Source organism: Pseudomonas sp. Tav-5-1A (assembly GCF_055755055.1).
In genome coordinates this window covers 5,037,223-5,060,000 of record NZ_CM146901.1, presented here as the reverse complement: position 1 = coordinate 5,060,000, position 22,778 = coordinate 5,037,223, and the positions used below count along the sequence as shown (strand labels likewise).

General features: G+C 63.6%; 19 protein-coding genes and 2 rRNA genes (1 of these 21 running past the window's edge). 17 read left to right on the top strand and 4 right to left on the bottom strand.

Features of this window, described 5'->3' with window-relative positions; translation table 11 throughout:
• The 3 genes from AC0J42_RS23115 to AC0J42_RS23105 form a co-directional block, all read left to right on the top strand.
• Positions 1-458 (top strand): 23S ribosomal RNA (locus AC0J42_RS23115) (it extends 2,435 nt beyond the left edge of the window).
• A gap of 142 nt (positions 459-600) precedes the next feature.
• A 5S ribosomal RNA gene (gene rrf, locus AC0J42_RS23110) occupies positions 601-716 on the top strand.
• Positions 717-1,039: 323 nt separating this feature from the next.
• Positions 1,040-2,431: an MFS transporter gene (locus AC0J42_RS23105; protein ID WP_473004022.1), complete on the top strand. Its 1,392-nt coding sequence runs from the start codon at positions 1,040-1,042 to the stop codon at positions 2,429-2,431.
• Positions 2,432-2,492: 61 nt separating this feature from the next.
• Here AC0J42_RS23105 and AC0J42_RS23100 read toward each other — a convergent pair whose 3' ends face one another.
• From AC0J42_RS23100 to flgA, 4 genes are all read right to left on the bottom strand, one after another.
• A complete protein-coding gene (locus AC0J42_RS23100; protein ID WP_473004020.1) occupies positions 2,493-3,239 on the bottom strand; it encodes a flagellar brake protein in 747 nt (248 codons plus the stop codon).
• A gap of 81 nt (positions 3,240-3,320) precedes the next feature.
• On the bottom strand, positions 3,321-3,788 hold the full coding sequence (locus tag AC0J42_RS23095; RefSeq protein WP_416426129.1) for a flagella synthesis protein FlgN: 468 nt from the start codon (positions 3,786-3,788) through the stop codon (positions 3,321-3,323).
• Positions 3,789-3,839: 51 nt separating this feature from the next.
• A complete protein-coding gene (flgM, locus tag AC0J42_RS23090; protein ID WP_416426128.1) occupies positions 3,840-4,172 on the bottom strand; it encodes a flagellar biosynthesis anti-sigma factor FlgM in 333 nt (110 codons plus the stop codon).
• Positions 4,173-4,321: 149 nt separating this feature from the next.
• A complete protein-coding gene (flgA, locus tag AC0J42_RS23085; protein ID WP_416426127.1) occupies positions 4,322-5,074 on the bottom strand; it encodes a flagellar basal body P-ring formation chaperone FlgA in 753 nt (250 codons plus the stop codon).
• A 75-nt stretch (positions 5,075-5,149) separates the two neighbouring features.
• Between flgA and AC0J42_RS23080 the strand changes: the two genes are divergently transcribed.
• The 14 genes from AC0J42_RS23080 (at position 5,150) to AC0J42_RS23015 (ending at position 22,648) form a co-directional block, all read left to right on the top strand.
• Positions 5,150-6,076, top strand: a complete 927-nt coding sequence (locus tag AC0J42_RS23080) for a chemotaxis protein CheV (protein ID WP_416426126.1) — start codon at positions 5,150-5,152, stop codon at positions 6,074-6,076.
• Positions 6,077-6,128: 52 nt separating this feature from the next.
• Positions 6,129-6,956 (top strand): protein-glutamate O-methyltransferase CheR, encoded by an 828-nt coding sequence (cheR, locus tag AC0J42_RS23075; protein WP_416426125.1) that lies wholly within the window; start codon positions 6,129-6,131, stop codon positions 6,954-6,956.
• 360 nt (positions 6,957-7,316) lie between these two features.
• Positions 7,317-7,724, top strand: coding sequence for a flagellar basal body rod protein FlgB (gene flgB, locus AC0J42_RS23070; RefSeq protein WP_416426124.1), 408 nt, complete (start codon positions 7,317-7,319; stop codon positions 7,722-7,724).
• 3 nt (positions 7,725-7,727) lie between these two features.
• Positions 7,728-8,174, top strand: a complete 447-nt coding sequence (gene flgC / locus AC0J42_RS23065; RefSeq protein ID WP_473004016.1) for a flagellar basal body rod protein FlgC — start codon at positions 7,728-7,730, stop codon at positions 8,172-8,174.
• Between the two features lie 15 nt (positions 8,175-8,189).
• Positions 8,190-8,891 (top strand): flagellar hook assembly protein FlgD, encoded by a 702-nt coding sequence (locus AC0J42_RS23060; RefSeq protein ID WP_416426123.1) that lies wholly within the window; start codon positions 8,190-8,192, stop codon positions 8,889-8,891.
• Between the two features lie 27 nt (positions 8,892-8,918).
• Complete coding sequence (flgE, locus tag AC0J42_RS23055; RefSeq protein ID WP_473004014.1) at positions 8,919-10,226, top strand: flagellar hook protein FlgE; 1,308 nt, start codon at positions 8,919-8,921, stop codon at positions 10,224-10,226.
• Positions 10,227-10,590: 364 nt separating this feature from the next.
• Complete coding sequence (locus AC0J42_RS23050) at positions 10,591-11,331, top strand: flagellar basal body rod protein FlgF (protein WP_416426121.1); 741 nt, start codon at positions 10,591-10,593, stop codon at positions 11,329-11,331.
• A gap of 48 nt (positions 11,332-11,379) precedes the next feature.
• Positions 11,380-12,165, top strand: coding sequence for a flagellar basal-body rod protein FlgG (gene flgG, locus AC0J42_RS23045; protein WP_416426120.1), 786 nt, complete (start codon positions 11,380-11,382; stop codon positions 12,163-12,165).
• 49 nt (positions 12,166-12,214) lie between these two features.
• Entirely contained in the window at positions 12,215-12,910 is a 696-nt protein-coding gene (gene flgH, locus AC0J42_RS23040; RefSeq protein WP_027981699.1) for a flagellar basal body L-ring protein FlgH, read from the top strand.
• Positions 12,911-12,922: 12 nt separating this feature from the next.
• On the top strand, positions 12,923-14,044 hold the full coding sequence (locus AC0J42_RS23035; protein ID WP_416426119.1) for a flagellar basal body P-ring protein FlgI: 1,122 nt from the start codon (positions 12,923-12,925) through the stop codon (positions 14,042-14,044).
• Positions 14,045-14,055: 11 nt separating this feature from the next.
• Positions 14,056-15,333, top strand: a complete 1,278-nt coding sequence (gene flgJ / locus AC0J42_RS23030) for a flagellar assembly peptidoglycan hydrolase FlgJ (RefSeq protein ID WP_473004010.1) — start codon at positions 14,056-14,058, stop codon at positions 15,331-15,333.
• Between the two features lie 11 nt (positions 15,334-15,344).
• Complete coding sequence (gene flgK, locus AC0J42_RS23025) at positions 15,345-17,390, top strand: flagellar hook-associated protein FlgK (protein WP_473004008.1); 2,046 nt, start codon at positions 15,345-15,347, stop codon at positions 17,388-17,390.
• A gap of 13 nt (positions 17,391-17,403) precedes the next feature.
• On the top strand, positions 17,404-18,957 hold the full coding sequence (locus AC0J42_RS23020; RefSeq protein WP_416426116.1) for a flagellar hook-associated protein 3: 1,554 nt from the start codon (positions 17,404-17,406) through the stop codon (positions 18,955-18,957).
• Between the two features lie 115 nt (positions 18,958-19,072).
• Positions 19,073-22,648: a glycosyltransferase gene (locus AC0J42_RS23015; RefSeq protein ID WP_473004007.1), complete on the top strand. Its 3,576-nt coding sequence runs from the start codon at positions 19,073-19,075 to the stop codon at positions 22,646-22,648.
• Positions 22,649-22,778 lie beyond the last annotated feature (130 nt).

Genomic DNA, 22,778 nt, shown 5'->3' with positions numbered 1-22,778 from the left:
GATAACAGGCTGATACCGCCCAAGAGTTCATATCGACGGCGGTGTTTGGCACCTCGATGTCGGCTCATCACATCCTGGGGCTGAAGCCGGTCCCAAGGGTATGGCTGTTCGCCATTTAAAGTGGTACGCGAGCTGGGTTTAGAACGTCGTGAGACAGTTCGGTCCCTATCTGCCGTGGACGTTTGAGATTTGAGAGGGGCTGCTCCTAGTACGAGAGGACCGGAGTGGACGAACCTCTGGTGTTCCGGTTGTCACGCCAGTGGCATTGCCGGGTAGCTATGTTCGGAAAAGATAACCGCTGAAAGCATCTAAGCGGGAAACTTGCCTCAAGATGAGATCTCACTGGAACCTTGAGTTCCCTAAAGGGCCGTCGAAGACTACGACGTTGATAGGTTGGGTGTGTAAGCGCTGTGAGGCGTTGAGCTAACCAATACTAATTGCCCGTGAGGCTTGACCATATAACACCCAAGCAATTTGCGTCGAATGACCAGATTGCGGTGTTGTGAAGATGATACGAACCGAAAGTTTGCATTTCACAAATACCATCACATACCCGATTCGCTGGAATGCTTCCCAAAAAGCATCCTGGCTACAGAATTTCTTGACGACCATAGAGCATTGGAACCACCTGATCCCATCCCGAACTCAGCAGTGAAACGATGCATCGCCGATGGTAGTGTGGGGTTTCCCCATGTGAGAGTAGGTCATCGTCAAGATTAAATTCCGAAACCCCCATCTGCTAACGCAGGTGGGGGTTTTGTCTTTGTGGTGTGTGCAAAAAATCCCGGACGCGGCCTGCGGCCGCTGCTACGGGGGCGCGTGGGCGCCATGTCAGGTACACCGCACGTAGCAGCGGCCAGGGGCCGCGTCCGAAGCCCCCGCTTAACGACCGGGCACTCTGCAAACCCCGGACGCGGCCTGCGGCCGCTGCTACGGACATTGTTGTGGCGAGGTTCGAAATCGCATGCAAATCCGCGTCAGGCAACCTACCCTGTAGCGTAATTTGCCACCCGACCTCAAGGAGCCGCTCGGAACGCCGATGCGCCAGATCTGGAAACCTTTTCGAGCGTTGTATTTCGCCGCGTTGATGATGTTGATCGGCTCGGGCCTGCTAAGCACCTACCTGGCCCTGCGCCTGGCTGCCGAGCAAGTGGATGGCCTATGGGTGGGGGCCTTGATGGCTGCCAACTATTTCGGCCTGGTGCTGGGTGGCAAGATCGGCCACCGGCTGATCGGGAGGGTAGGGCACATCCGTGCCTATGCCACCTGCGCCGGCATTGTCTGTGCGGCGGTGCTGGGCCACGGCCTGGTGGACTACCTGCCGGCCTGGCTGTTCCTGCGGATGATCGTGGGCCTGGGCATGATGTGCCAGTACATGGTCATCGAGAGCTGGCTCAACGAGCAGGCCGACGCCAAGCAGCGTGGCGCGGTGTTCAGCGGCTATATGATCGCCTCGTACCTGGGCCTGGTGCTGGGGCAACTGATCCTGGTGGTGCACCCGCAGCTGGGCCCTGAGCTGCTGATGCTGGTGGCCCTGTGCTTCGCCCTGTGCCTGGTGCCGGTGGCCATGACCCAGCGCATCCACCCGGCGCCGCTGAAGCCGGCACCCATGGAGCCACGCTTCTTCCTCAAGCGCGTACCGCAGTCCCTGAGCACCGTGCTGGGCTCGGGGCTGATCGTGGGGTCGTTCTACGGCCTGGCGCCGCTGTACGCCTCCCAGCAGGGCCTGAGCACCGAGCAGGTCGGCCTGTTCATGGGCTGCTGCATCTTTGCCGGGCTGTTGGTGCAGTGGCCCCTGGGCTGGCTGTCCGACCGCTACGACCGTGCCGTGCTGATCCGCACCTTCGCCTTCTGCCTGGCCATTGCCGCGTTGCCGCTGGCCATAATGCCCAGCGTGCCCCTGGAAGTGCTGTTCGGCGTCGGCTTCCTGGTGTCGCTGCTGCAGTTCTGCCTGTACCCGCTGGCCAACGCCTTCTCCAACGACCACGTCGAGCCTGACCGCCGTGTCTCGCTGACGGCCATGCTGCTGGTGACCTACGGCGTGGGCGCCAGTATCGGGCCATTGGCGGCCGGCGTGCTGATGAAGTCGTTCGGCAGCCACATGCTCTATGCGTTCTTCAGCTTCTTTGCCTTCGTGCTGGTGTGGCGCATCCGGCCCAAGGCCGTCACCAACCTGCACCAGGTGGACGACGCGCCGCTGCATCACGTGGCCATGCCGGACAGCATGACCAGCTCGCCGCTGGTGGCCGCCCTGGACCCACGGGTGGACGAGCAGTCGGTGCACGACCAGATGCACGTCAGCAACGAGCACACGCCCGAAGCGCCGGTGGACGTCCAGGTGGAGCCCATGGCCGACGAGCTGGACGAGGCCGCGGAGATGGGCGATGGCAAGAAGGTGGTAGGCCGCAGCCTGAGCGAAGAAGAGCAATAAGGCGGCGCAACAAAAAAGGCCCGGTATTCAATACCGGGCCTTTTTTCATGGGGCGATCAACTCAGTAATCGTCCTTGTCGAACCGCCGCGCCTCGCGCTGCAGGTCGAATACGAAGCGCTCTACCTGGCGCTGCACCAGCCCGGTCATGTTATGGAAGCGCATGCCGGCGAACGTGGTGTTGATGCGCTCCTCGAAGTGCAGGTGGCGCAGCTCGACTGGCGCGGTCATCTTGCCGAACGGCAGGTTGGCCACGAAGCGGTCATACACCTGGCCCAGCTGCAGGCGCTCGGAGATGTCGCCTTCAAACCGCAGCTTGCAGCCGGTGGCGGAGATGTCCAGCAGCTTGCCGGTGAACTCGCCCTTGAGCTTCTCGCCGGCAATCTCGACGTCCACCAGGTGGGCCAGCTTGAGCGCGGCGCGGAAGGCGTTGCGGCGCTGGTGGTAGACCACCTCGGTCGGCAGTGGGCCGTGGTACACGCGGCCGCCTTCGTTCTCGTCGATGGTCAGGACGTCGTTGACGTCCCAGGCGATGCGCACGCCATCATGGAAGCCTTCCACCTTGAAAGGCTCGCCGGCGGCGAGGAATTTCTCGCCGTCGCGCGGGATCATCTCGTCGAACGCCAGGACATTGCTGTCCTTGTCCAGTTCGACCAAGTAGGTCTGGAAGCGCTGGCTGCGCTCATGAAAGGTGATGATCAAAGGATCATGGCTCTGCAGCAGCGCACGCAGGTTGGCGGCGATTTCCAGGGGCGTTGTCAGCACCTTGGGGGGCTGCGGAGCGTCTTCCGCGTTTGTGGCATTGAACACGGTTTATCAATCTCCAGGCAAAAAACGACACACGCAGGTGCTGGCTTTATGGCAGCATGTTCCACGCCTTGGTAAGGAAGGTCAAGCCTGACTAAGCGGACGAGGCTTGGCCAGTTTTGACGTGGAGCCTCGGGCATCATAAAGCGAGGGGGTTTCACCGCCCATGAGAATGCGCATCTGGTTGGCGGTGGTGAGTTGTTGCAGGCGAATCAGCTTGCCGTTCTGCTCATTCACTGCCTGGCAGTCGGCCAGCAGCCCCGTGAGCAGATCGCCCCGAGCCAGGAGGTCGGCTCCAAGGTGCGTGTGTTGGGCCAGGATTTCCAGGCCATTACGGTCAGCGGTCAACTTGAGATTGAGCAGTATCTCGGTGCGTTTACGGCCATGCTGTTCGAGCAGAACGATCAACGACTGTTTTTGCGCCAGGATATTTTCCAGCAGCGGCATGTCGCGGCCGTGCAGGGCCAGCGACTCTTGCTGGAGCAGGGCGAGCAGTTGCTGCGCCGGAGCAATATCTTCTTCAATCAACAGCAGTAGGTTTCTGTCGTGCATGGCTGGCTCTGGTATTCAAGCGTCCAGAAGCCTCGGCGCAGGGCGGGGGCCCTAGCGCTGGGCTTCGAAATTTAGCAGTTTGCTGGCTACGCGGCTGCTATCCACTTTATAGCTGCCATCGGCAACAGCGGCTTTCAACTGCGCCACGCGGGCACTGTCGACAGTCGGCTGGTCGCGCAGCTTGTCAGTGACTTTCTGCAACTGCTGAGCCTCGGAACTCAGGTGTACGGATTCCCCGCCGCTGGCGCTGCCAGTGGACGCAGTGGTGGCCGCGGACGTGTCGGTGCTCACCGATGTATCGGTGGCGGTGTCCTTGGTGCCGCTCGTACGTGTCGAGGTCGACACCTGCGAGGAACTGTTCAAACGACTGAAGTCGATAACCATAATGAAAAACCTCTGGGTATTTGGACGCTTGCCTTGTTTTCGGCCAAACCCCGAATAACTTTAGGCACTTTGATACAAAGCGCCGATGCGCCAGAACTGGGGGCTGCGATGCTCCCAGTCTAGGAAAATACGCCGCGAACCGCCAGCGTTTACATAGCCACTTCCACCTGGCCCGGGCCGGTGACGCGGGCCTTGATCACGCGATTGGAGTTCAGGTTGCGCACCCGGATCTGCTCGCTCATGGCCCCTTTGGACAGGGCCTCGCCGGGCATTTTCACCGCCAGGGTGCCGGTGGTGGCGGTGATCACCACGTTGTCGCCTTTCTTGATGGTGTCAGGCGCTTCCACGTGGGCAGGGCTCAATACCTGGTCGTTTACCGTTGGTCGGAGAAGTTTCTGGCCCACTGCCTGATCCAGTGCCGTCAGGTAGCCCTGGGGCAGCAGCCCGACGTCGCGTTCGCGCATGGCCACGTCGCCGTCCTCGATGACGCTGTCGCGCTTGAGTGGGCGGGTTGTGATCACCACGTCGCGGAATAGCTTCACCTGGGCGGGCACGAACACCGTCCAGGGGGAGCTGCCGTCACAACGCACGCGCACCGACACGCGGCCGATGGGCGTGGCGGGGCTTTGCAGCGCCGCTGTCAATTCCTTGTCGCATAGCCCCATGCGCAGGCGCGGGTCAAGCGGGTTGACCTGTATCTCGTAGCGACCTTCGGTCTGGCTGGTTGCCAGATAATCTTCTACGGTGAACTCAAGAAAACCCTGGGTGGTACCGATAAGCTGCTCAGGAGTTGTGAACTCTTCGGCCTGGGAGGCACCGCCGAATCCAAAAATGCACAACACGGCGAATCCGCAGAGTAGTCTCTGTGCCATGCGTCGGGAAAATGTCGTTTTTGCGTTCATACATTACAAAAAGCAAGGGTCGTGCCGACTCAATGTTCAGGTACGATCCACGCGAAGGTTTAAGGAGTCACGGGCATGGCTGGTGTAATGGATTCGGTGAACCAGCGCACTCAACTGGTAGGGCAGAACCGCCTGGAACTGTTGTTGTTCCGGCTCAACGGTTCGCAGCTGTATGGCATCAACGTGTTCAAGGTGCGGGAGGTGCTGCAATGCCCGAACCTGACCGTGATGCCCAAGTCCAGCCCGGTAGTGCGCGGTGTGGCGAATATTCGTGGGGCGACCATCCCGATCCTCGATCTGGCAATGGCAACCGGTGCGCCCGGTCTGCAGGACATCAAGAACACCTTCGTGATCATCACGGAGTACAACACCAAGATCCAGGGCTTCCTGGTGCACTCGGTAGAGCGCATCGTCAACATGAACTGGGAAGAGATTCATCCGCCACCCAAGGGCACGGGTCGTGATCATTACCTCACGGCCGTGACTCGGGTGGACAACAAGCTCGTCGAAATCATCGATGTGGAGAAAATCCTAGCGGAAGTGGCGCCCACCTCCGAATCGATTTCCGTCGGCGTGGTGGATGAGGAAACCCAGCACAAGGCGGTGTCGCTGCGGGTGTTGACCGTGGATGACTCGTCGGTGGCGCGCAAGCAGGTGACCCGTTGCCTGCAGACCGTGGGCGTGGAAGTGGTGGCATTGAACGACGGGCGGCAGGCGCTGGATTACCTGCGTAAGCTGGTGGATGAAGGCAAGCATCCCGAGGAAGAATTCCTCATGATGATCTCCGACATCGAAATGCCCGAGATGGACGGCTATACCTTGACTGCGGAGATTCGCAGCGACCCACGCATGAAGAACCTGCACATCACCCTGCATACTTCCCTGTCGGGGGTGTTCAACCAGGCGATGGTGAAGAAGGTGGGGGCAGACGACTTCCTGGCCAAGTTCCGGCCGGATGACCTGGCCCAGCGCGTGGTAGACCGGATCAAGGCAGCAGGCTAACGCCTGGGGCATAATGCCCCAGGCACGAACGACGATTTGAGAGGCGGCACCATTGTCTACGGGTAATTTGGATTTCGAACAGTTCCGGGTCTTCCTGGAAAAAGCCTGTGGCATTCTGTTGGGCGAGAATAAGCAATATCTTGTTTCCAGCCGTCTCAACAAGCTGATGGAACAGCAGGGCATCAAGTCCCTGGGCGAGTTGGTGCAGCGCATCCAGACCCAGCCGCGCAGTGGCCTGCGCGAGCAGGTGGTGGACGCCATGACCACCAACGAAACCCTGTGGTTTCGCGATACCTACCCCTTCGAGGTGATGAAGAACAAGGTCATCCCCGAGTTCGTCAAGAACGCGCCCGGCCAGCGCCTGCGCATCTGGTCGGCGGCCTGCTCGTCGGGCCAGGAGCCCTATTCGCTGTCCATGACCATCGACGAGTTCGAGCGTACCAACCTGGGCCAGCTCAAGGCCGGTGCGCAGATCGTCGCCACCGACCTGTCCGGTTCCATGCTCACCAACTGCAAGAGCGGCGAGTACGACAGCCTGGCCATCGGCCGCGGCCTGTCGGCGGACCGCCTGCAGCGCTACTTCGACACCAAGGGCCCCGGCCGTTGGGCGGTGAAGGCGCCGATTCGCAGCCGCGTGGAGTTCCGCTCGTTCAACCTGCTGGACAGCTACGCGGCGCTGGGCAAGTTCGACGTGGTGTTCTGCCGCAACGTGCTGATCTACTTCTCCGCCCAGGTGAAGAAAGACATCCTGATGCGCATCCATGGCACCCTCAAGCCCGGTGGCTACCTGTTCCTTGGCGCGTCCGAGGCGCTGAACGGCCTGCCGGACCATTACCAGATGGTCCAGTGCAGCCCGGGCATCATCTACCAGGCGAAATAACGCAAAGGCCCTTCGGGGCCTTTGTTGTTTTTGGCGTTTGGGGTGGGGACGCAGCCTTCGGCAGCTGCTACATACTGTGGGAGCTGGCTTGCCAGCGAGCTGTTGAGGCTCTGAAAACTCGCTGGCAAGCCAGCTCCCACAAAGACAGTTGCCGCTACGGGGTGGTGTTCCGGGCCATGCAAAGCGGCAATCGGGTATTGCCGCTTTGTTGGCACCCAGCGGAACCCGCTTGCCGCTTTTCTGGCATTGCCGCTTGCCACTTTCCCCAAACCCCAGCAAAACCGGGCCTCGCGCAGTTTGGCACGGGCCTTGCTATCTTTCTGTCACCAACATCCGGTCCGCCGTTTAAAGGTTTCCACCATGAGCATCAGTTTCGACAAAGCGCTGGGCATCCACGAGCAGGCACTGGCGTTCCGCGCCCAGCGCGCCGAAGTGCTGGCCAACAACCTGGCCAACGCCGACACGCCCAACTACAAGGCGCGTGACCTGGACTTTGCCGCCGTGCTGCAGGCTGAAGGCGACAAGCGCCAGAACGGCACGTTCGAGCTGGAGCGGACCAACGACAAGCACATCGAGGCCGAAGGCCTGAGCATGGGTGACCAGCAATTGCTGTACCGCACCCCCAGCTCGCCCTCGCTGGACCAGAACACCGTGGACGCGCAGGTGGAACAAGCCAACTACGCGCAGAACTCGGTGAACTTCCAGGCCAGCTTCACCCTGCTCAACGCCAAATTCAAAGGGCTGGTGTCAGCCATCCGTGGGGAGTGATTCATGTCTCTAGCCAGCGTTTTCAACATTGCCGGTACCGGCATGAGTGCCCAGACCACTCGCCTGAACACCGTCGCCAGTAACATCGCCAACGCCGAGACCGTCTCGTCGAGCATCGACCAGACCTACCGCGCGCGCCACCCGGTGTTCGCCACTGTGTTCGACCAGACCCAGTCCACCGGCGACAGCGGCTCGCTGTTCCAGGACCAGGATGCCGCCGGCAGCGGCGTGCAGGTGTCGGGCGTGATCGAGGACCAAAGCAACCTGGAAGCTCGCTACGAGCCCAAGAACCCGGCGGCCAACAAAGACGGCTACGTGTACTACCCGAACGTCAACGTGGTGGAGGAGATGGCTGACATGATCTCTGCCAGCCGTTCGTTCCAGACCAACGCGGACATCATGAATACCGCGAAAACCATGATGCAGAAAGTCCTGACCCTGGGTCAGTGATAGGGGCGCAAGAACATGACCACAACAACTGACAGCACCTCGGCTTCGTCCGTCCTGACGTCACTGCAGAAAACCACCAGTACCACCGACAGCTCCACCGGTACCGCGGGCAGTGCGCTGGGCAAGGACGCGTTCCTGCAACTGCTGGTTACCCAGATGCAGAACCAGAACCCCCTGGACCCACAGGACAACAGCGAATTCGTTTCGCAGCTGGCCCAGTTCAGCAGCCTGGAAAGCATGCAGAGCCTCAACGACTCGGTGAGCACCATCCTCACCTCGTACCAGTCGTCCCAGGCCCTGCAGGCGTCCTCGCTGGTCGGCCACTCGGTCATCGTCACCGGCACCACCGCCGACGTCGACACCAGCAAGGGCCTGACCGGCTCGGTGAACCTGACCGGTTCCAGCACCAGCAACACCATTGGCGTCTACAACAGTGACGGCACCCTGGTGCGTACCCTCGACGAGGGCACCCAGTCGGCCGGCACCTACAGCTTCACCTGGGATGGCAAGGATGGCGACGGCAACACCGCGGCCTCCGGCAACTACACCTTCAAGGCGGTTGCCACCATCGACGGTACCTCGACAGTCATGACCACCAACCTGCCGACCACGGTCAACAGCGTGACCATGGCCACCACCAGCGGCGGTGAAATGACGCTGAACCTGGCAACGGGCTCCAGTGTTGCCCTGTCTGCTGTCCAAACCATCGGAATTTAATGCCGGCTACGGCGCAGGAGTGAAAACATGTCTTTCAACGTCGGCCTCAGTGGCCTGGCAGCAGCCAACAAAGCCCTGGACGTCACCGGCAACAACATTGCCAACGTCGCCACCACCGGTTTCAAATCGTCGCGCACCGAATTCGCCGACCAGTATGCCCAGTCCATCCGTGGCACCTCGGGCAAGACCACCGTCGGTAGCGGCGTGACCACTGCCGCCGTGTCGCAGCAGTTCACCCAGGGCAACATCGAGTCCACCGGCAACAGCCTGGACATGGCCATCAACGGCAACGGTTTCTTCGTGCTCAGCGACAACGGCTCGAAGCTGTACACCCGTGCCGGTGCCTTCTACAGCGACAAGTCCGGCAACATCGTCGATGCCAGCGGCAACAACCTGCAGGGCTACACCACTGACTCCACCGGCAAGCTGACCTCGGGCGTGCTGTCGAACCTGGCCATCGACACGTCCAACCTGGCGCCCAAGGCGACCAGCAGCATCTCGGAAACCGTCAACCTGAACTCCAGTGCGACCGCCCCGACCGTCAGCCCGTTCACTGCCTCGAACACCAGCAGCTACAACTACACCTTCAACACCGACGTCTATGACAGCCAGGGCAACGCCCACCAGCTGAACCAGTACTTCGTGAAGGATGACACGTCGAACAGCTGGACCATGTACACCACCATCGACGGCGTCAACCCGACCGACCCGACGTCCACCACGCCGCTGGCCAACCCGGTCACGTTCAACTCCGACGGTTCGTACAGCTACACCGCCGGCGCCGTGACCGGTGGCCTGACCGTGAACGCCGACGGTACCTTCAGCCTGGCCGGCTGGGTGCCTGCTGCCGAGCAGAGCGACGGTACCTACGCCTCCAACGGTGCTTCCGCTACCGCGAATATCACCCTGGACATGTCCAACCTGACCCAGTACAACGCCACCTCGGCGACGACTGCCAAGGACCAGGACGGCTACGCCACCGGCGAACTGTCGGCCCTGTCGGTGAGCGACACCGGCCAGCTGACCGCTACCTTCACCAACGGCAAGACCAACGTCATCGGCCAGGTGGCCCTGGCCAACTTCGCCAACGTGCAGGGCCTGAGCCCGGCCGGTGGCACCGACTGGCGTGAAACCTACGCCTCGGGCGTGCCGGTGATCGGCACCCCTAGCAGCGGCACCATGGGCTCGCTGAGCGCCTCGTCGCTGGAAGACTCCAACGTCGACCTGACCGCTGAGCTGGTGAACCTGATCAAGGCGCAGTCCAACTACCAGGCCAACGCCAAGACCATCTCCACCGAAAGCACCATCATGCAGACCACTATCCAGATGACTTGATAGTTGTCGGCAGCACTACAAAGCCCGGGCCCAAAGCCCGGGTTTTTTTGTGCCCGCTCACCCGTAGCAGCTGCCGAAGGCGGCGTCGCATACGCCTCGGTGTGTCAGGCGAAGTGGCGGCGTCAATGACGCGGCCTGCGGCCGCTGCTACAGGGGAGCGGCTCCGGTTTTCTGGCGCCCCTTGCCGCCAACCGGCAGCCACGCGCCGTTTTTCCGACTCGGCCAGGGGCGGGGTAGGGCGCCAACCTTGGCAATCACCCTGTAACACCGGGCACACAAAGGCTTTTCCAACCTTGGCCCGCTTGTTGCTATATCCCATTCAGAACAGTGGTCGGCGGCATTCGCCCGTCATGGGAGACATACCTTGGACAAAATGCTTTACGTGGCTACGAGCGGGGCCAATCAGAACTCATTGGCCATGAAGGCTCACGCCAACAACCTGGCCAACGTTTCCACCAACGGCTTCCAGCGCGACCTCGAGCAGGCCCGCTCCATGCCGGTGTTTGGCGACGTATACGCCTCGCGCGCCTACGCCATGACCGAAAACCCCGGCACCGATTTCACCCCCGGTGCCATGGTGGCAACCGGTCGTGACCTGGACGTGGCCGCCGACGGCGACAGCTATATCGCCGTGCAATCGCCTGACGGCAGCGAGGGCTATGTGCGCATGGCCAGCATGAACGTCGACGCCCTGGGCGTGCTGCGCGACGGCAATGGTTTGCCGGTCATGGGCAACGGCGGTCCGATTGCCGTGCCGCCCCAGCAGCAGATCGAGGTGGGTGCCGACGGCACCATCAGCGTTCGCTCCATGGGCCAGGGCCCGGAAGTGATGGCCCAGGTGGACCGCATCAAGCTGGTCAAGCCCGACCCGCGCAACCTGGTCAAGGGCACCGACGGCTTGCTGCACACCAAGGACGGCCAACCGGCTGCGGCCGACGCCACCTCCAGCGTGACCTCCGGCTTCCTGCAGGCCAGCAATGTCAACGCCGTGGAAGAGATGACTTCGGTGCTGGCCCTGTCCAAGCAATTCGAACTGCACATCAAGATGATGACCACCGCCAAGGAGGACGATGAGTCCATGGCGCGGGTCTTGCAGAACACCTGATAAATGACTGGGCGCGGCGAAAAACAGGCGCGCACTTAGGAGAACAGAATGCTTCCGGCACTATACGTCAGCAAGACCGGTCTGGCCGCTCAGGACATGAACCTGACGACCATTTCCAACAACCTGGCCAACGTCTCGACCACCGGCTTCAAGGCCGACCGCGCCGAGTTCCAGGACCTGCTGTACCAGACCAAGCGCCAGCCAGGTGCCAACTCCACCACCGACACCGAGCTGCCGTCGGGCCTGCAGCTGGGTACCGGCGTGCGCATCGTCGGCACCCAGAAGAACTTCACCGCCGGCAGCCTGGCCACCACTGACCAGCCGCTGGACATGGCCATCAACGGCCGTGGTTTCTTCCAGATCACCCAGCCGGACGGCACCACCGCGTACACCCGCGACGGTACTTTCCACCTGGACTCCAACGGCCAGATCGTGACCGCCAGCGGCAACGCCCTGAACCCGGCCATCGTGGTTCCGACCAACGCCCAGACCTTCACCGTGGGCACCGACGGCACCGTGTCGATCACCACCGCCACCAGCGCCACCTCGACCGTGATCGGCAACCTGCAGACCGCTGACTTCATCAACCCGGCCGGCCTGCAGGCCATCGGCAGCAACCTGTACCTGGAAACCGCTTCCAGCGGCGCGCCGCAAGTGGGTACCCCGGGCCTCAACGGCTTCGGCACCACCCTGCAGAACACCCTGGAAAACTCCAACGTCAGCACCGTTGAAGAGCTGGTGAACATGATCACCACCCAGCGCGCCTACGAGATGAACTCCAAAGTGATCTCGACCGCCGACCAGATGCTCCAGTACGTAACGCAGAATCTGTAATCCAGCCACACGGCGCCGCCGGCGCCAGCTTCATCGTGAGGTCAGTGTCATGAGTCGTTTGTCCAGTGTTCTTGCCTTGAGTGGGATCGCTTTGTTGTCGGGTTGCATGTCGCCGCCGCCCAAGCCCAATGACCCGTACTACGCGCCGGTGCTGCCACGCACCCCGCTGCCTGCGGCGTCCAACAACGGCTCGATTTACCAGTCCGGCTTCGACCAGAACCTGTACACCGACCGCAAGGCGTTCCGGGTAGGGGACATCATCACCGTGACCCTGGCCGAGAAGACCGCGGCCAGCAAGAGCGCCGACTCCAAGCTGACCAAGGACTCCAGCACCTCACTGGGCCTGACCTCGCTGTTTGGCGGTGGCGCGTCCACCACCAACCCGCTGACCGGCGGCAAGCTGAGCCTGGACGCCGGCTACACCGGCACCCGCGCCACCGACGGCACCGCCAAGGCCGACCAGGCCAACAGCCTGACCGGTTCGATCACCGTGACCGTGGCTGACGTGCTGCCCAACGGCATCCTGTCCGTGCGCGGCGAGAAATGGCTGACGCTCAACACCGGCGAAGAGCTGGTGCGCATCGCCGGCCTGATCCGTGCCGACGACATCGCCACCGACAACACCGTGTCGTCGACCCGTGTCGCCGACGCACGCATTACCTATTCGGGCACCGGCGCGTTCGCCGAGTCCAACCAGACCGGTTGGCTTGACCGTTTCTTCATGAGCCCCTACTGGCCTTTCTAGGTGTCCACGACCATGCGTAAATTCAAGCACCTGATGGCCGTGACCCTGCTGGCTGCCGCGGCACTGGGAGCGGCCAGCGCCGCCCAGGCCGAGCGCCTCAAGGACATCGCGAGCATTTCCGGCGTGCGCTCCAACCAGTTGATCGGCTACGGCCTGGTGGTGGGCCTGGACGGCACGGGTGACCAGACCACCCAGACCCCGTTCACCCTGCAGACCTTCAACAACATGCTGGCGCAATTCGGCATCAAGGTGCCCACCGGTACCGGCACCACGCAGCTGAAAAACGTCGCGGCGGTGTCGATCCATGCCGACCTGCCACCGTTCTCCAAGCCTGGCCAGACCATCGACGTCACCGTGTCGTCCATCGGTAACTCCAAGAGCCTGCGCGGCGGCAGCCTGCTGATGACCCCGCTGAAGGGTATCGACGGCAACGTCTACGCCATCGCCCAGGGCAACCTGGTGGTGGGCGGCTTCGACGCCGAGGGCAAGGACGGTTCCAAGATCACCGTCAACGTGCCGTCGGCCGGCCGCATTCCCGGCGGTGCCTCGGTGGAACGCTCGGTGCCGAGCGGCTTCAACCAGGGCAACAGCCTGACCCTGAACCTCAACCGTTCGGACTTCACCACCGCCAAGCACATTGTCGACAAGATCAACAACATGCTCGGCCCAGGCGTGGCCCAGGCCATCGACGGCGGCTCGGTGCGCGTCACCGCGCCGATCGACCCGAGCCAGCGCGTGGACTACATCTCGGTGCTGGAAAACCTGGAAGTGGACCCAGGTGCGGCCCCGGCCAAGGTCATCATCAATTCGCGTACCGGCACCATCGTCATCGGCCAGAACGTGAAGGTTTCGCCAGCCGCCGTGACCCACGGCAGCCTCACCGTGACCATCACCGAAGACCCGATCGTCAGCCAGCCGGGCCCGCTGTCCAACGGCCAGACCGCCGTGGTACCGCGTTCCAAGATCAACGCCCAGCAGGAAGCCAAGCCGATGTTCAAGTTCGGCCCGGGTACCACGCTTGACGAGATCGTGCGTGCGGTCAACCAGGTGGGCGCGGCGCCCAGCGACCTGATGGCCATCCTCGAAGCACTGAAACAGGCCGGCGCCCTGCAAGCCGACCTGATCGTGATTTGAGGTAGCAGCGCATGGACATGCCCAAAGGTGGCGTCAGCGCCCCCGCCGATTCCGGGGCCTACACGGACCTCAATCGCCTGAACGCGCTGAAGACCGGTGACAAGGACAGCGACGCCAACCTGAAGAAGGTGGCCCAGGAGTTCGAGTCGCTGTTCGTCGGTGAAATGCTCAAGTCGATGCGTTCGGCCAACGACGTGTTGGGCAAGGACAACCCGATGAACACCGAGACCACCAAGCAGTATCAGTCGATGTACGACCAGCAGCTGGCCGTGACCCTGTCCAAGCAGGGCAACGGCATCGGCCTGCAGGACGTGCTGATGCGGCAGTTGTCCAAGAACAAGGGCGTGGAGCACACCGGCGCCAACCCGTTCGACCACAACGCCCCGGCGCTGTCCACGCTCAACGGCGGGCGCAACACGGCGGCTGACCTCAAGCACGCGCTCAACGGCACGGCCAGCACCGCCCATAGCAACGACGTGGCCATGCTCAACCAGCGCCGCCTGTCGCTGCCCAGCAAGCTGGCTGACCGCATCATGGCCGGCATCGTGCCGTCCACCTCGGCGGCCACCGACGGTACTGCCGCGGCCACCCAGGCGCTGGCGCGCAACGGTATCAAGGTCAACGTCGCCAGCAGCATGGCGCAGACCGCTGCCACCAGCACCAGCACCGATGCCGACGGCAGCAGCGACGCCGGTGAATGGCAATCGGCCCAAGCGGCCATTGCCAGCGGCGACATTCGCATCATCGGCCGCAGCGTGGCCCAACCACCGCTGGCGCCGGCCAAGAAAGCCTTCAGCACCGCCGACGAATTCGTCGCCACCATGATGCCCCTGGCCAAGGACGCCGCCGCGCGCATTGGCGTCGACCCCAGCGTGCTGGTGGCCCAGGCGGCACTGGAAACCGGTTGGGGTCGCTCGGTCATGCGCGACGAAAGCGGCAAGAGCAGCCACAACCTGTTCGGCATCAAGGCCAGTGGCAACTGGCAGGGCGACCAGGCGCGGGCTATCACCAGCGAGTTCCGCAACGGCAAGATGGTCAAGGAGACGGCGCAGTTCCGTTCTTACGATTCCTACGCCGACAGCTTCCATGACCTGGTGACCCTGCTGCAAAGCAACGATCGCTATCAAGGTGTTGTGAAGTCGGCCGATAACCCAGAACAGTTTGTTAAAGAGTTGCAGAAGGCCGGGTACGCCACCGATCCGGACTACGCCAGCAAGATTTCGCAGATAGCCAGGCAGATGAAGGGCTACCAGAACTACGCGCTGGGCAGTGCCTCCACCCATTTATAAGGTTTTGAACCATGTCACTGATTTCAATCGGGCTTTCCGGGCTTAACGCCAGCCAGACGGCTTTGACGGTCACCAGTAACAACATCACCAACGTGTCCACCGCGGGCTATTCGCGAGAGTCGACCACGTCCGTCGCGGCTGCCATGCAGAACGTGGGCGTGGGCTTTGTTGGCACCGGCACCACCATTTCCGACGTGCGCCGGATCTACAACAGCTACATGGATTCGCAGCTGCAGACCACCACGGCGCTGAGCGCCGACGCGGCCACCTACAGCGACAACGTCAGCACCATGGACAGCCTGCTGTCGGACAGTGCCACGGGCATCAGCGCGACCCTGACCAGCTTCTTCTCGGCCCTGCAGACCTCGTCCGCCAACCCCACCGACACCTCGTCGCGCCAGTTGCTGCTGACCGCTGCCCAGAGCCTGACCAACCGTTTCAACTCGATTTCGTCGCAGATTACCTCGCAGAACGCGGGCATCAACTCGCAGCTCTCGACCCTCAGCGGCCAGGTCAACGACATCACCAAGCAGATCGCCTCGCTGAACCAGCAGATCACCACTGCGTCTGCCTCGGGCAACACCCCCAACAGCCTGCTCGACGCCCGCAACGAAGCCGTGCGCTCGCTCAATGAACTGGTCGGCGTGACCGTTCAGACCAACAGCAGCGGCGCCTACGACGTGTACCTGGGCACCGGCCAGGCGCTGGTGAGCGGCAACACCGCCAACACCCTGACGGCGGCGCCCAGCACCACCGACAAGTCGCAGTACGCGCTGTCGGTCAACTACGGCAACTACAGCACCGACGTCACCTCGGTGGTCAGCGGTGGCTCCATCGGCGGCCTGCTGCGCTACCGCAGCGACGTGCTCAACCCAGCGCAGAACAGCCTGGGCCAGATTGCCCTGACGGTCTCCGACAGCATCAACAGCCAGCTGGGCCAGGGCGTGGACAGCAACGGCAACCTGGGGGCGAACCTGTTCTCCAGCATCAACAGCGCCACCGCCATCAGCCAGCGCAGCCTGGCCTCGTCGAATAACAGCGCAGGTTCGGGCAACCTCAACGTGACCATCGCCGACACCGGCGCGCTGACCACCAACGACTACCAGGTGACCTTCACCAGCGCCACGGCCTACAGCGTCACGCGCTCCGACGGCACCAACATGGGCAGCTATGACCTGAGCACCACGCCGGCGCCGGAAATCGACGGCTTCACCCTGTCGTTGAACGGCAGCGCCGTGGCCGCGGGCGACAGCTTCAAGATCGTGCCGACGCGCAACGCCGCCAGCGAAATCAGCACCACCATGACCGATACCAGCACCCTGGCGCTGGCCGGCCCGCTGACCGGCACCGCCAGCTCCAGCAACTCGGGCACCGCCACCTTCACCCAGCCGTCGCTGACCACCTCGGTGGACGTCTACGACAGCACCGCGAAAGCGGCGCTGCAGAGCGGCCTGGACAACTCCACCCCGGTCAAGCTGGTGTTCGGCACCGCCTCGGGTGGCACCCAGGGCTACACCGTCTACGACGCCAAGGGCAACAACATCGGCACCGGCACCATCGTGCCCGGCTCGGACAATAACCTGAGCATCAGCGTGCCGATCGTCGACAGCAGCGGCAACCCGGTCAACGACGCGTCCGGCAACCCGACCAGCTTCACCTTCGCCACTACCGTCAGCGGCACGCCGGCGGCCAACGACAGCTACAGCGTGGCCCTCAACACCAGCGGCAGCTCCGACAACCGCAACGCCACCGCGCTGCTGGGGCTGCAGACCTCGGCCACCGTCGGCACCGGCGCGGCCACCGGCGGCATCAGCTTCACCGCCGCCTACGCGGCGCTGGTCTCCGGCGTGGGCGCGCAATCGGCTCAGGCCACCACCGATGCCAGCGCCACCTCCACGGTGCTGACCACCGCCAAGGCCAACCGCGACTCGGTCTCGGGCGTGAACCTGGATGACGAAGCCGCCGCCCTGGTGAAATACCAGCAGTACTACACGGCCGCCTCGCAGATCATCAAGACGGCGCAAGACACCTTTTCCACTCTGCTCAACGCACTCTGAGGGCTAGTCGACCATGCGTATTTCCACCTCTCAATACTTCGAGACCAGCGCGGCCAACTACTCCTCGGCCTTCTCGGCAACCGCCAAGACCCAGGAGCAGATCAGCTCCGGCGTGCGCATCAAGACCGCCGGCGATGACCCGGTGGGCGCGGCCAAGCTGCTGCAGCTGCAACAGCAGAGCTCGATGCTGACCCAGTACAGCACCAACATGACCACGGCCACCAACTCGCTGAACAACCAGGAAAGCGTGTTGAACTCCATCAACAACGCCCTGCAGCGCGCCCAGGAACTGTCGGTACGTGCCGGTGACGGCTCGCTGACCGATGCCGACCGCCAGTCCATCGGCGCCGAGATCAGCCAGGTGCAGCAGACCGTGCTGGGCCTGCTCAACACCAAGGACGCCTCGGGGTACTACATGTTCTCCGGCTCCAAGAGCACCACGCCGCCGTACGTGCAGAACGCCGACGGGACCTACACCTACCAGGGCGACCAGAACGCGCTGAGCCTGCAGGTATCCGACACCCTCAGCCTGCCCACCGGCGTCACCGGCTACGAAGCCTTCGAGCAGGCCACCAACACCAGCCGCACTTCGTCGACCGTCACCTCGCCGGCCGTGAATGACAACAAGGTGTCCATCTCCCCGGGCCAGATGGACTCGGAGGCCACCTACAACAAGTCGTTCACTACGGGTGAGCCGTACACCGTCAATTTCACCAGTGACACCACCTTCAGCATCACCGATGGCTCGGGCAACGACATTACCTCCGAAGTGGCGGGCAACGGCACGTTCGACCCCACCGACGACGCCGGCACTACCCTGAGCCTGCGCGGGGTCGATTTCACCCTCAAGGTGGACACCGCCAACACCGGCACTACCGCCGGCCACAGCATCACCTTGCAGAGCACCCCCGACACCCTGAGCCCGTCGCGCAGCGCCGGCAACACTTCGACCGCGCAGTTGACCAGCGGCACCATCACTGACCAGGCGGCGTACAACAGCACGTTCCCAAGCTCGGGTGCGGTGGTCAAGTTCACCAGCGCCACCGACTACGCGGTGTATGCCCAGCCCTACACCAGCAGCAGCAAGGCCATTGCCACCGGCACCATGAGCGGCACCACCGTGTCTGCGGCGGGCGCCAGCTTCGACGTCAGCGGCACGCCGGCGGCCGGCGACACCTTCCAGGTCTCGGTGGACTCCCACAAGACCCAGAACGTGCTCAACACCCTGTCCAAGCTGGCCACCGCGCTGAACACCCCGATCAACGGTGACAACACCAAGCTGCTGGCCCTGCAGAACTCGGTCAGCTCGGCCATCGCCAACCTGTCGTCGGCCAGCACCCAGGTGGGCACCGCGCGCGGCGTGATTGGCGCCACCGACAACGCCATCACCCTGCAGACCGACGAGAACACCTCGATCAGCCTGGCCAACAAGACCACCCAGTCGAGCATCGGCGACACTGACATGGCCACCGCCTCGATCACCCTGACCCTGCAGCAGACCATGCTGGAGGCATCCCAGGCCGCCTTCGCGAAGATCGCCCAGTTGAGCCTGTTCAACAAGATCTGAGCCCTGTGCCATTTTTTCGCGGCGCCATTCGCGACCCTTCACCGGGTCGAGCCTGGCGCCGTATTTTTATCCGTATCCGGTTGTCGTCCGATGACCGTCGAGTGAGTCCCGCGGCATGAAATCCACTCCGCTTGTCAGCATCGCCATTCCCGCGCTTAATCCCGAGAACTTCCCGCGTGCCCTGCGCAGCGCGGTGAGCCAGAACTACCCCAACCTCGAAGTGCTGGTCTGTGATGACACCCAGGGCCAGGAAGTGCGCGATGCCGTGCAGGCGCTGCGCGCCGAGCTGCCGGCGCACGTGGCCTTGCGCTACGTGCGCAACGCCCGTCGCCTGGGGCGCAACCTCACCATCAACGAGTGCGTGCGCCAGGCCAAGGGCGAGTTCATCAAGGTGCTCTACGACGAAGACTGGCTGATGCCCGAGCATACCCCGCGGGTGGTGGACCTGCTGGTGCGCTTCCCCGGCGTCAGCCTTGCCGCCAGCCAGCGCTACTTCTCCGACGCCGACAATCGCATCATGCCCAACCGCATGGAAAACTTCGGCTACGTGGCCGGTGATGCGCGGTTCAACGGCTTCGACCTGGTGTCGATGTTCGAGGTGTGGCCGACCAACTTCATCGGCGGTCTGAGCAACGTGATCATGCGCCGCGCCGAAGTGGCGCGGCTGATGCCGGCGCTCACCGACAAGAAGGCACCGTTCGAGGTGCTGCTCGACCTCACCCTCTACACCTGCCTGCTGCGCAAGGGCGACCTGGCGCTGGTGGACCAGTACCTGTCGGTGGAGCGCCTGACGCCGCTGCGCCTCGCCGACATCAGCGACCTGGAAGCCGCCCGCCAGGCCGAACTGCACGCCCTGTTGCAGCTGCTGGCCGGCCGCAAGGAAGAGCGCGCGGAGAAGGTCGGTGGCGTGCGCCACCTGCTGCTCAACAGCACTGAACCGGCGCCGGAGTGGAAAGAGGTGGCCCTGGGGCGCATGTTCGGCGTGCAGGCGGAAACCATGCGCGAGTTCGTCGGCGTGGATTGCGACCACTACGACGCCGTGTACGAACAGTGGCTGCAGTGCCGCGATTTCTCCGCCGACCAGCGCCAGCATTTGCCGGCCCGGGTCGACACCTGGCCGCGCCAGGCGAAGATCATCGCGGTGATCATCGACAACCAGGGCGAAGAGGCGCTGCAGGCCACCCTGGAAAGCCTGGGCCAGCAGACCTGGTCGGCCGAGGCCATCCTGGTGCTGTCCAGCACGGCGCAAGAGCCGACCATCATCGGCAACACCCTGAACATGCCGCTACAGGCGGACTGGCCCCTGCAACTGAACAGCATGCTGCAGGAGCTGGATGGCTACGACTGGTTCTGCCTGCTGCGCGCCGGCGACCGCCTGAGCGAACACGCGTTGCTGCTGCTGGCCGAGCGCATTGCCGTGCGCGACGCCATGCAGGCCTGCTACTGGGACGAAGACGCCCTGGAAGACGTCGGCCATCGTGCGCCGGTGTTTCGCCCCGATTTCAACCTGGACCTGCTGCGCAGCTACCCCTACGTGGGCCGCGGCCTGGCGTTCAGCCGGGCCGGGTTGATTGCCCAGGGCGGGTTTGCCGCCGGCCTGGTCGAGTTGAGCCCCCATGACCTGATCTTCCGCCTGGTGGAAAGCCACGGCCCCCATTGCGTGGAGCACATCGGCGAGGTGCTGCTGCACGCTCGGCCGCATTTTGCCGCCTGGCTGGGCGAGGCCAGCGTGCGTGAAGGCAACGCGCAGATGGTCGGCCGGCACCTGCAGCGCCTGGGGCTTGCCCACGACATCCAGTCGTCCGACATTCGCCTGATCAACCGTATTCGCTACCACCACGCCGGTCAGCCGCTGGTCTCGGTGGTCATCGCCAGCCAGGGCCGGCTGGGCGCCTTGCAGGCGTGCCTGGAAAGCCTGTTGACGCACACCACCTACGGCCACTTCGAGGTGCTGATCGTCAGCGCCGCCGATGAACCGGCCGACGCCCGCGACTGGCTGCAGGCGATGGCCGAGGTCGGTGGCGCCAAGCTGCGCGTTGTCGACGCGCCGGCCGCCACCGCCTTGCCGGCCATGCTCAACCTGGGCGCGGCCCAGGCGCGCGGCCAGTACCTGCTGACCCTCAGCCAGGACTGCGTGGTGATCGACGGCGCCTGGCTGGACGAGATGCTGCAGCACGCCCGTCGCCACGAGGTTGGCGTGGTGGGCGCGCGCCTGCAGGCGCCGAACGGCACCGTCGAGCACGCCGGCCTGGTGCTGGGCCTGCGCGGCGCCGTGGGCGCGGTGTTTGTCGGTGACCCGGTGAACGCCCCTGGCTACATGCACCGTTTGCAAGTGGTGCAGAACTACAGCGCGGTCAGCCTGCAGTGCCTGCTGATCGACAAGGCCCTGTTCGATGAACTGGGCGGGCTGGCCGAGGGCGACCTGGGCCATGCCTTCGCCGATGTCGACCTGTGCCTGCGCGCCGGCCAGAGCGGCTACCTGGTGGTGTGGACGCCGTTCGCGCGCCTGCAACTGCGCCGTCACGAGCAGGCTGCCGACCCGCAAGCCCTGCAGGACTGGCGCCAGGCCCAGCGCGCGGCGTTCCACGCCTGGCTGCCGAAGCTGGCCCGCGACCCGGCCTACAACAAGAACCTGAGCCTGGTGGGCGCCAGCTTCACCATGCACGTGGGCCTGCGCAGCGGCTGGCAGCCGTTCGCCCGCCAGGCGCTGCCGCACATCCTCGGCCTGCCGATCAACAAAGGCGCCGTGGGCCACTACCGCCTGATCCAGCCTTTGTTCGAGCTGGAACGGGCAGGGCTGGCGACCCGCGTGCTCAACTTCGGCACGCCGTCGATCCTCGAGATCGAGCGCATCGAACCCGACACCATCATCTTCCAGGGCCGCTACAGCGCGGGCCCGGTGGAAGGCATCAGCCAGGTCAAGGAGTTCTCCCGGGCGTTCCGGGTGTTCGAGATCGACGACTACCTGCTGGACGTGCCCAAACTCAACGAGCACCGGCGCTACCTGTCCAGCGATATCCGCCAGACCCTGGCCCGTGGCGTGGGCCTGTGCGACCGCCTGGTGGTGTCCACCCAGTCGCTGGCGGACGCCATGTCCAGCATGCACACCGACATCCGCGTGGTGCCGAACATGCTCGCCCCCGACCGCTGGAGCGGCCTGGCCAGCCAGCGCCGCGTGGGGCGCAAGCCGCGCGTGGGCTGGGGTGGCGGCACCAGCCACACCGGCGACCTGTTGCTGATCAAGGACGTGGTCAAGGCCTTGGCCGACGAAGTGGAGTGGGTGTTCCTGGGCATGTGCCCGCCGGAACTGATGCCGTATGTGCACGAGTACCACCCCTCGGTGCCACTGGACCTGTACCCGCAGAAAATGGCCAGCCTGAACCTGGACCTGGCGCTGGCGCCGTTGGAGCAGCACATCTTCAACGACTGCAAGAGCAACCTGCGGCTGCTGGAGTACGGCGCCTGCGGCTACCCGGTGGTGTGCACCGCCACCCGCAGCTATGCCAGCGACTTCCCTGTGACCCGGGTCATGACCAACAGCACCCACGAGTGGCTGGAGGCGATCCGCATGCACCTGGCGGACCTGGACGCCAGCGCGAAAATGGGCGATGCCTTGCGCCAGACCGTGATGGACAACTTCATGCTGCACGGCGACGCCCTGCAGCAATGGTTGCGCGCCTGGCAGCCGTGACCCGATAGCCCCTGGACGGCAGGCCGCGCGGGCCTGTCGTCCATTGTGGCCGGCTTCTTGCTTCACCCCTCTGCATTCGCGCCACCGTCATTTTCATGGCGAGCGCACCCGTAAGAAGTGCTCAGAGCGG

Coding starts and splice junctions, on each gene's coding strand:
- AC0J42_RS23105 (WP_473004022.1), top strand. CDS start 1,040: ATGCGCCAGATCTGGAAACCTTTTCGAGCGTTGTATTTCGCCGCGTTG.
- AC0J42_RS23095 (WP_416426129.1), bottom strand. CDS start 3,788: ATGCACGACAGAAACCTACTGCTGTTGATTGAAGAAGATATTGCTCCG.
- flgM (WP_416426128.1), bottom strand. CDS start 4,172: ATGGTTATCGACTTCAGTCGTTTGAACAGTTCCTCGCAGGTGTCGACC.
- flgA (WP_416426127.1), bottom strand. CDS start 5,074: ATGAACGCAAAAACGACATTTTCCCGACGCATGGCACAGAGACTACTC.
- AC0J42_RS23080 (WP_416426126.1), top strand. CDS start 5,150: ATGGCTGGTGTAATGGATTCGGTGAACCAGCGCACTCAACTGGTAGGG.
- flgB (WP_416426124.1), top strand. CDS start 7,317: ATGAGCATCAGTTTCGACAAAGCGCTGGGCATCCACGAGCAGGCACTG.
- flgC (WP_473004016.1), top strand. CDS start 7,728: ATGTCTCTAGCCAGCGTTTTCAACATTGCCGGTACCGGCATGAGTGCC.
- AC0J42_RS23060 (WP_416426123.1), top strand. CDS start 8,190: ATGACCACAACAACTGACAGCACCTCGGCTTCGTCCGTCCTGACGTCA.
- flgE (WP_473004014.1), top strand. CDS start 8,919: ATGTCTTTCAACGTCGGCCTCAGTGGCCTGGCAGCAGCCAACAAAGCC.
- flgG (WP_416426120.1), top strand. CDS start 11,380: ATGCTTCCGGCACTATACGTCAGCAAGACCGGTCTGGCCGCTCAGGAC.
- flgH (WP_027981699.1), top strand. CDS start 12,215: ATGAGTCGTTTGTCCAGTGTTCTTGCCTTGAGTGGGATCGCTTTGTTG.
- AC0J42_RS23035 (WP_416426119.1), top strand. CDS start 12,923: ATGCGTAAATTCAAGCACCTGATGGCCGTGACCCTGCTGGCTGCCGCG.
- flgJ (WP_473004010.1), top strand. CDS start 14,056: ATGGACATGCCCAAAGGTGGCGTCAGCGCCCCCGCCGATTCCGGGGCC.
- flgK (WP_473004008.1), top strand. CDS start 15,345: ATGTCACTGATTTCAATCGGGCTTTCCGGGCTTAACGCCAGCCAGACG.
- AC0J42_RS23020 (WP_416426116.1), top strand. CDS start 17,404: ATGCGTATTTCCACCTCTCAATACTTCGAGACCAGCGCGGCCAACTAC.
- AC0J42_RS23015 (WP_473004007.1), top strand. CDS start 19,073: ATGAAATCCACTCCGCTTGTCAGCATCGCCATTCCCGCGCTTAATCCC.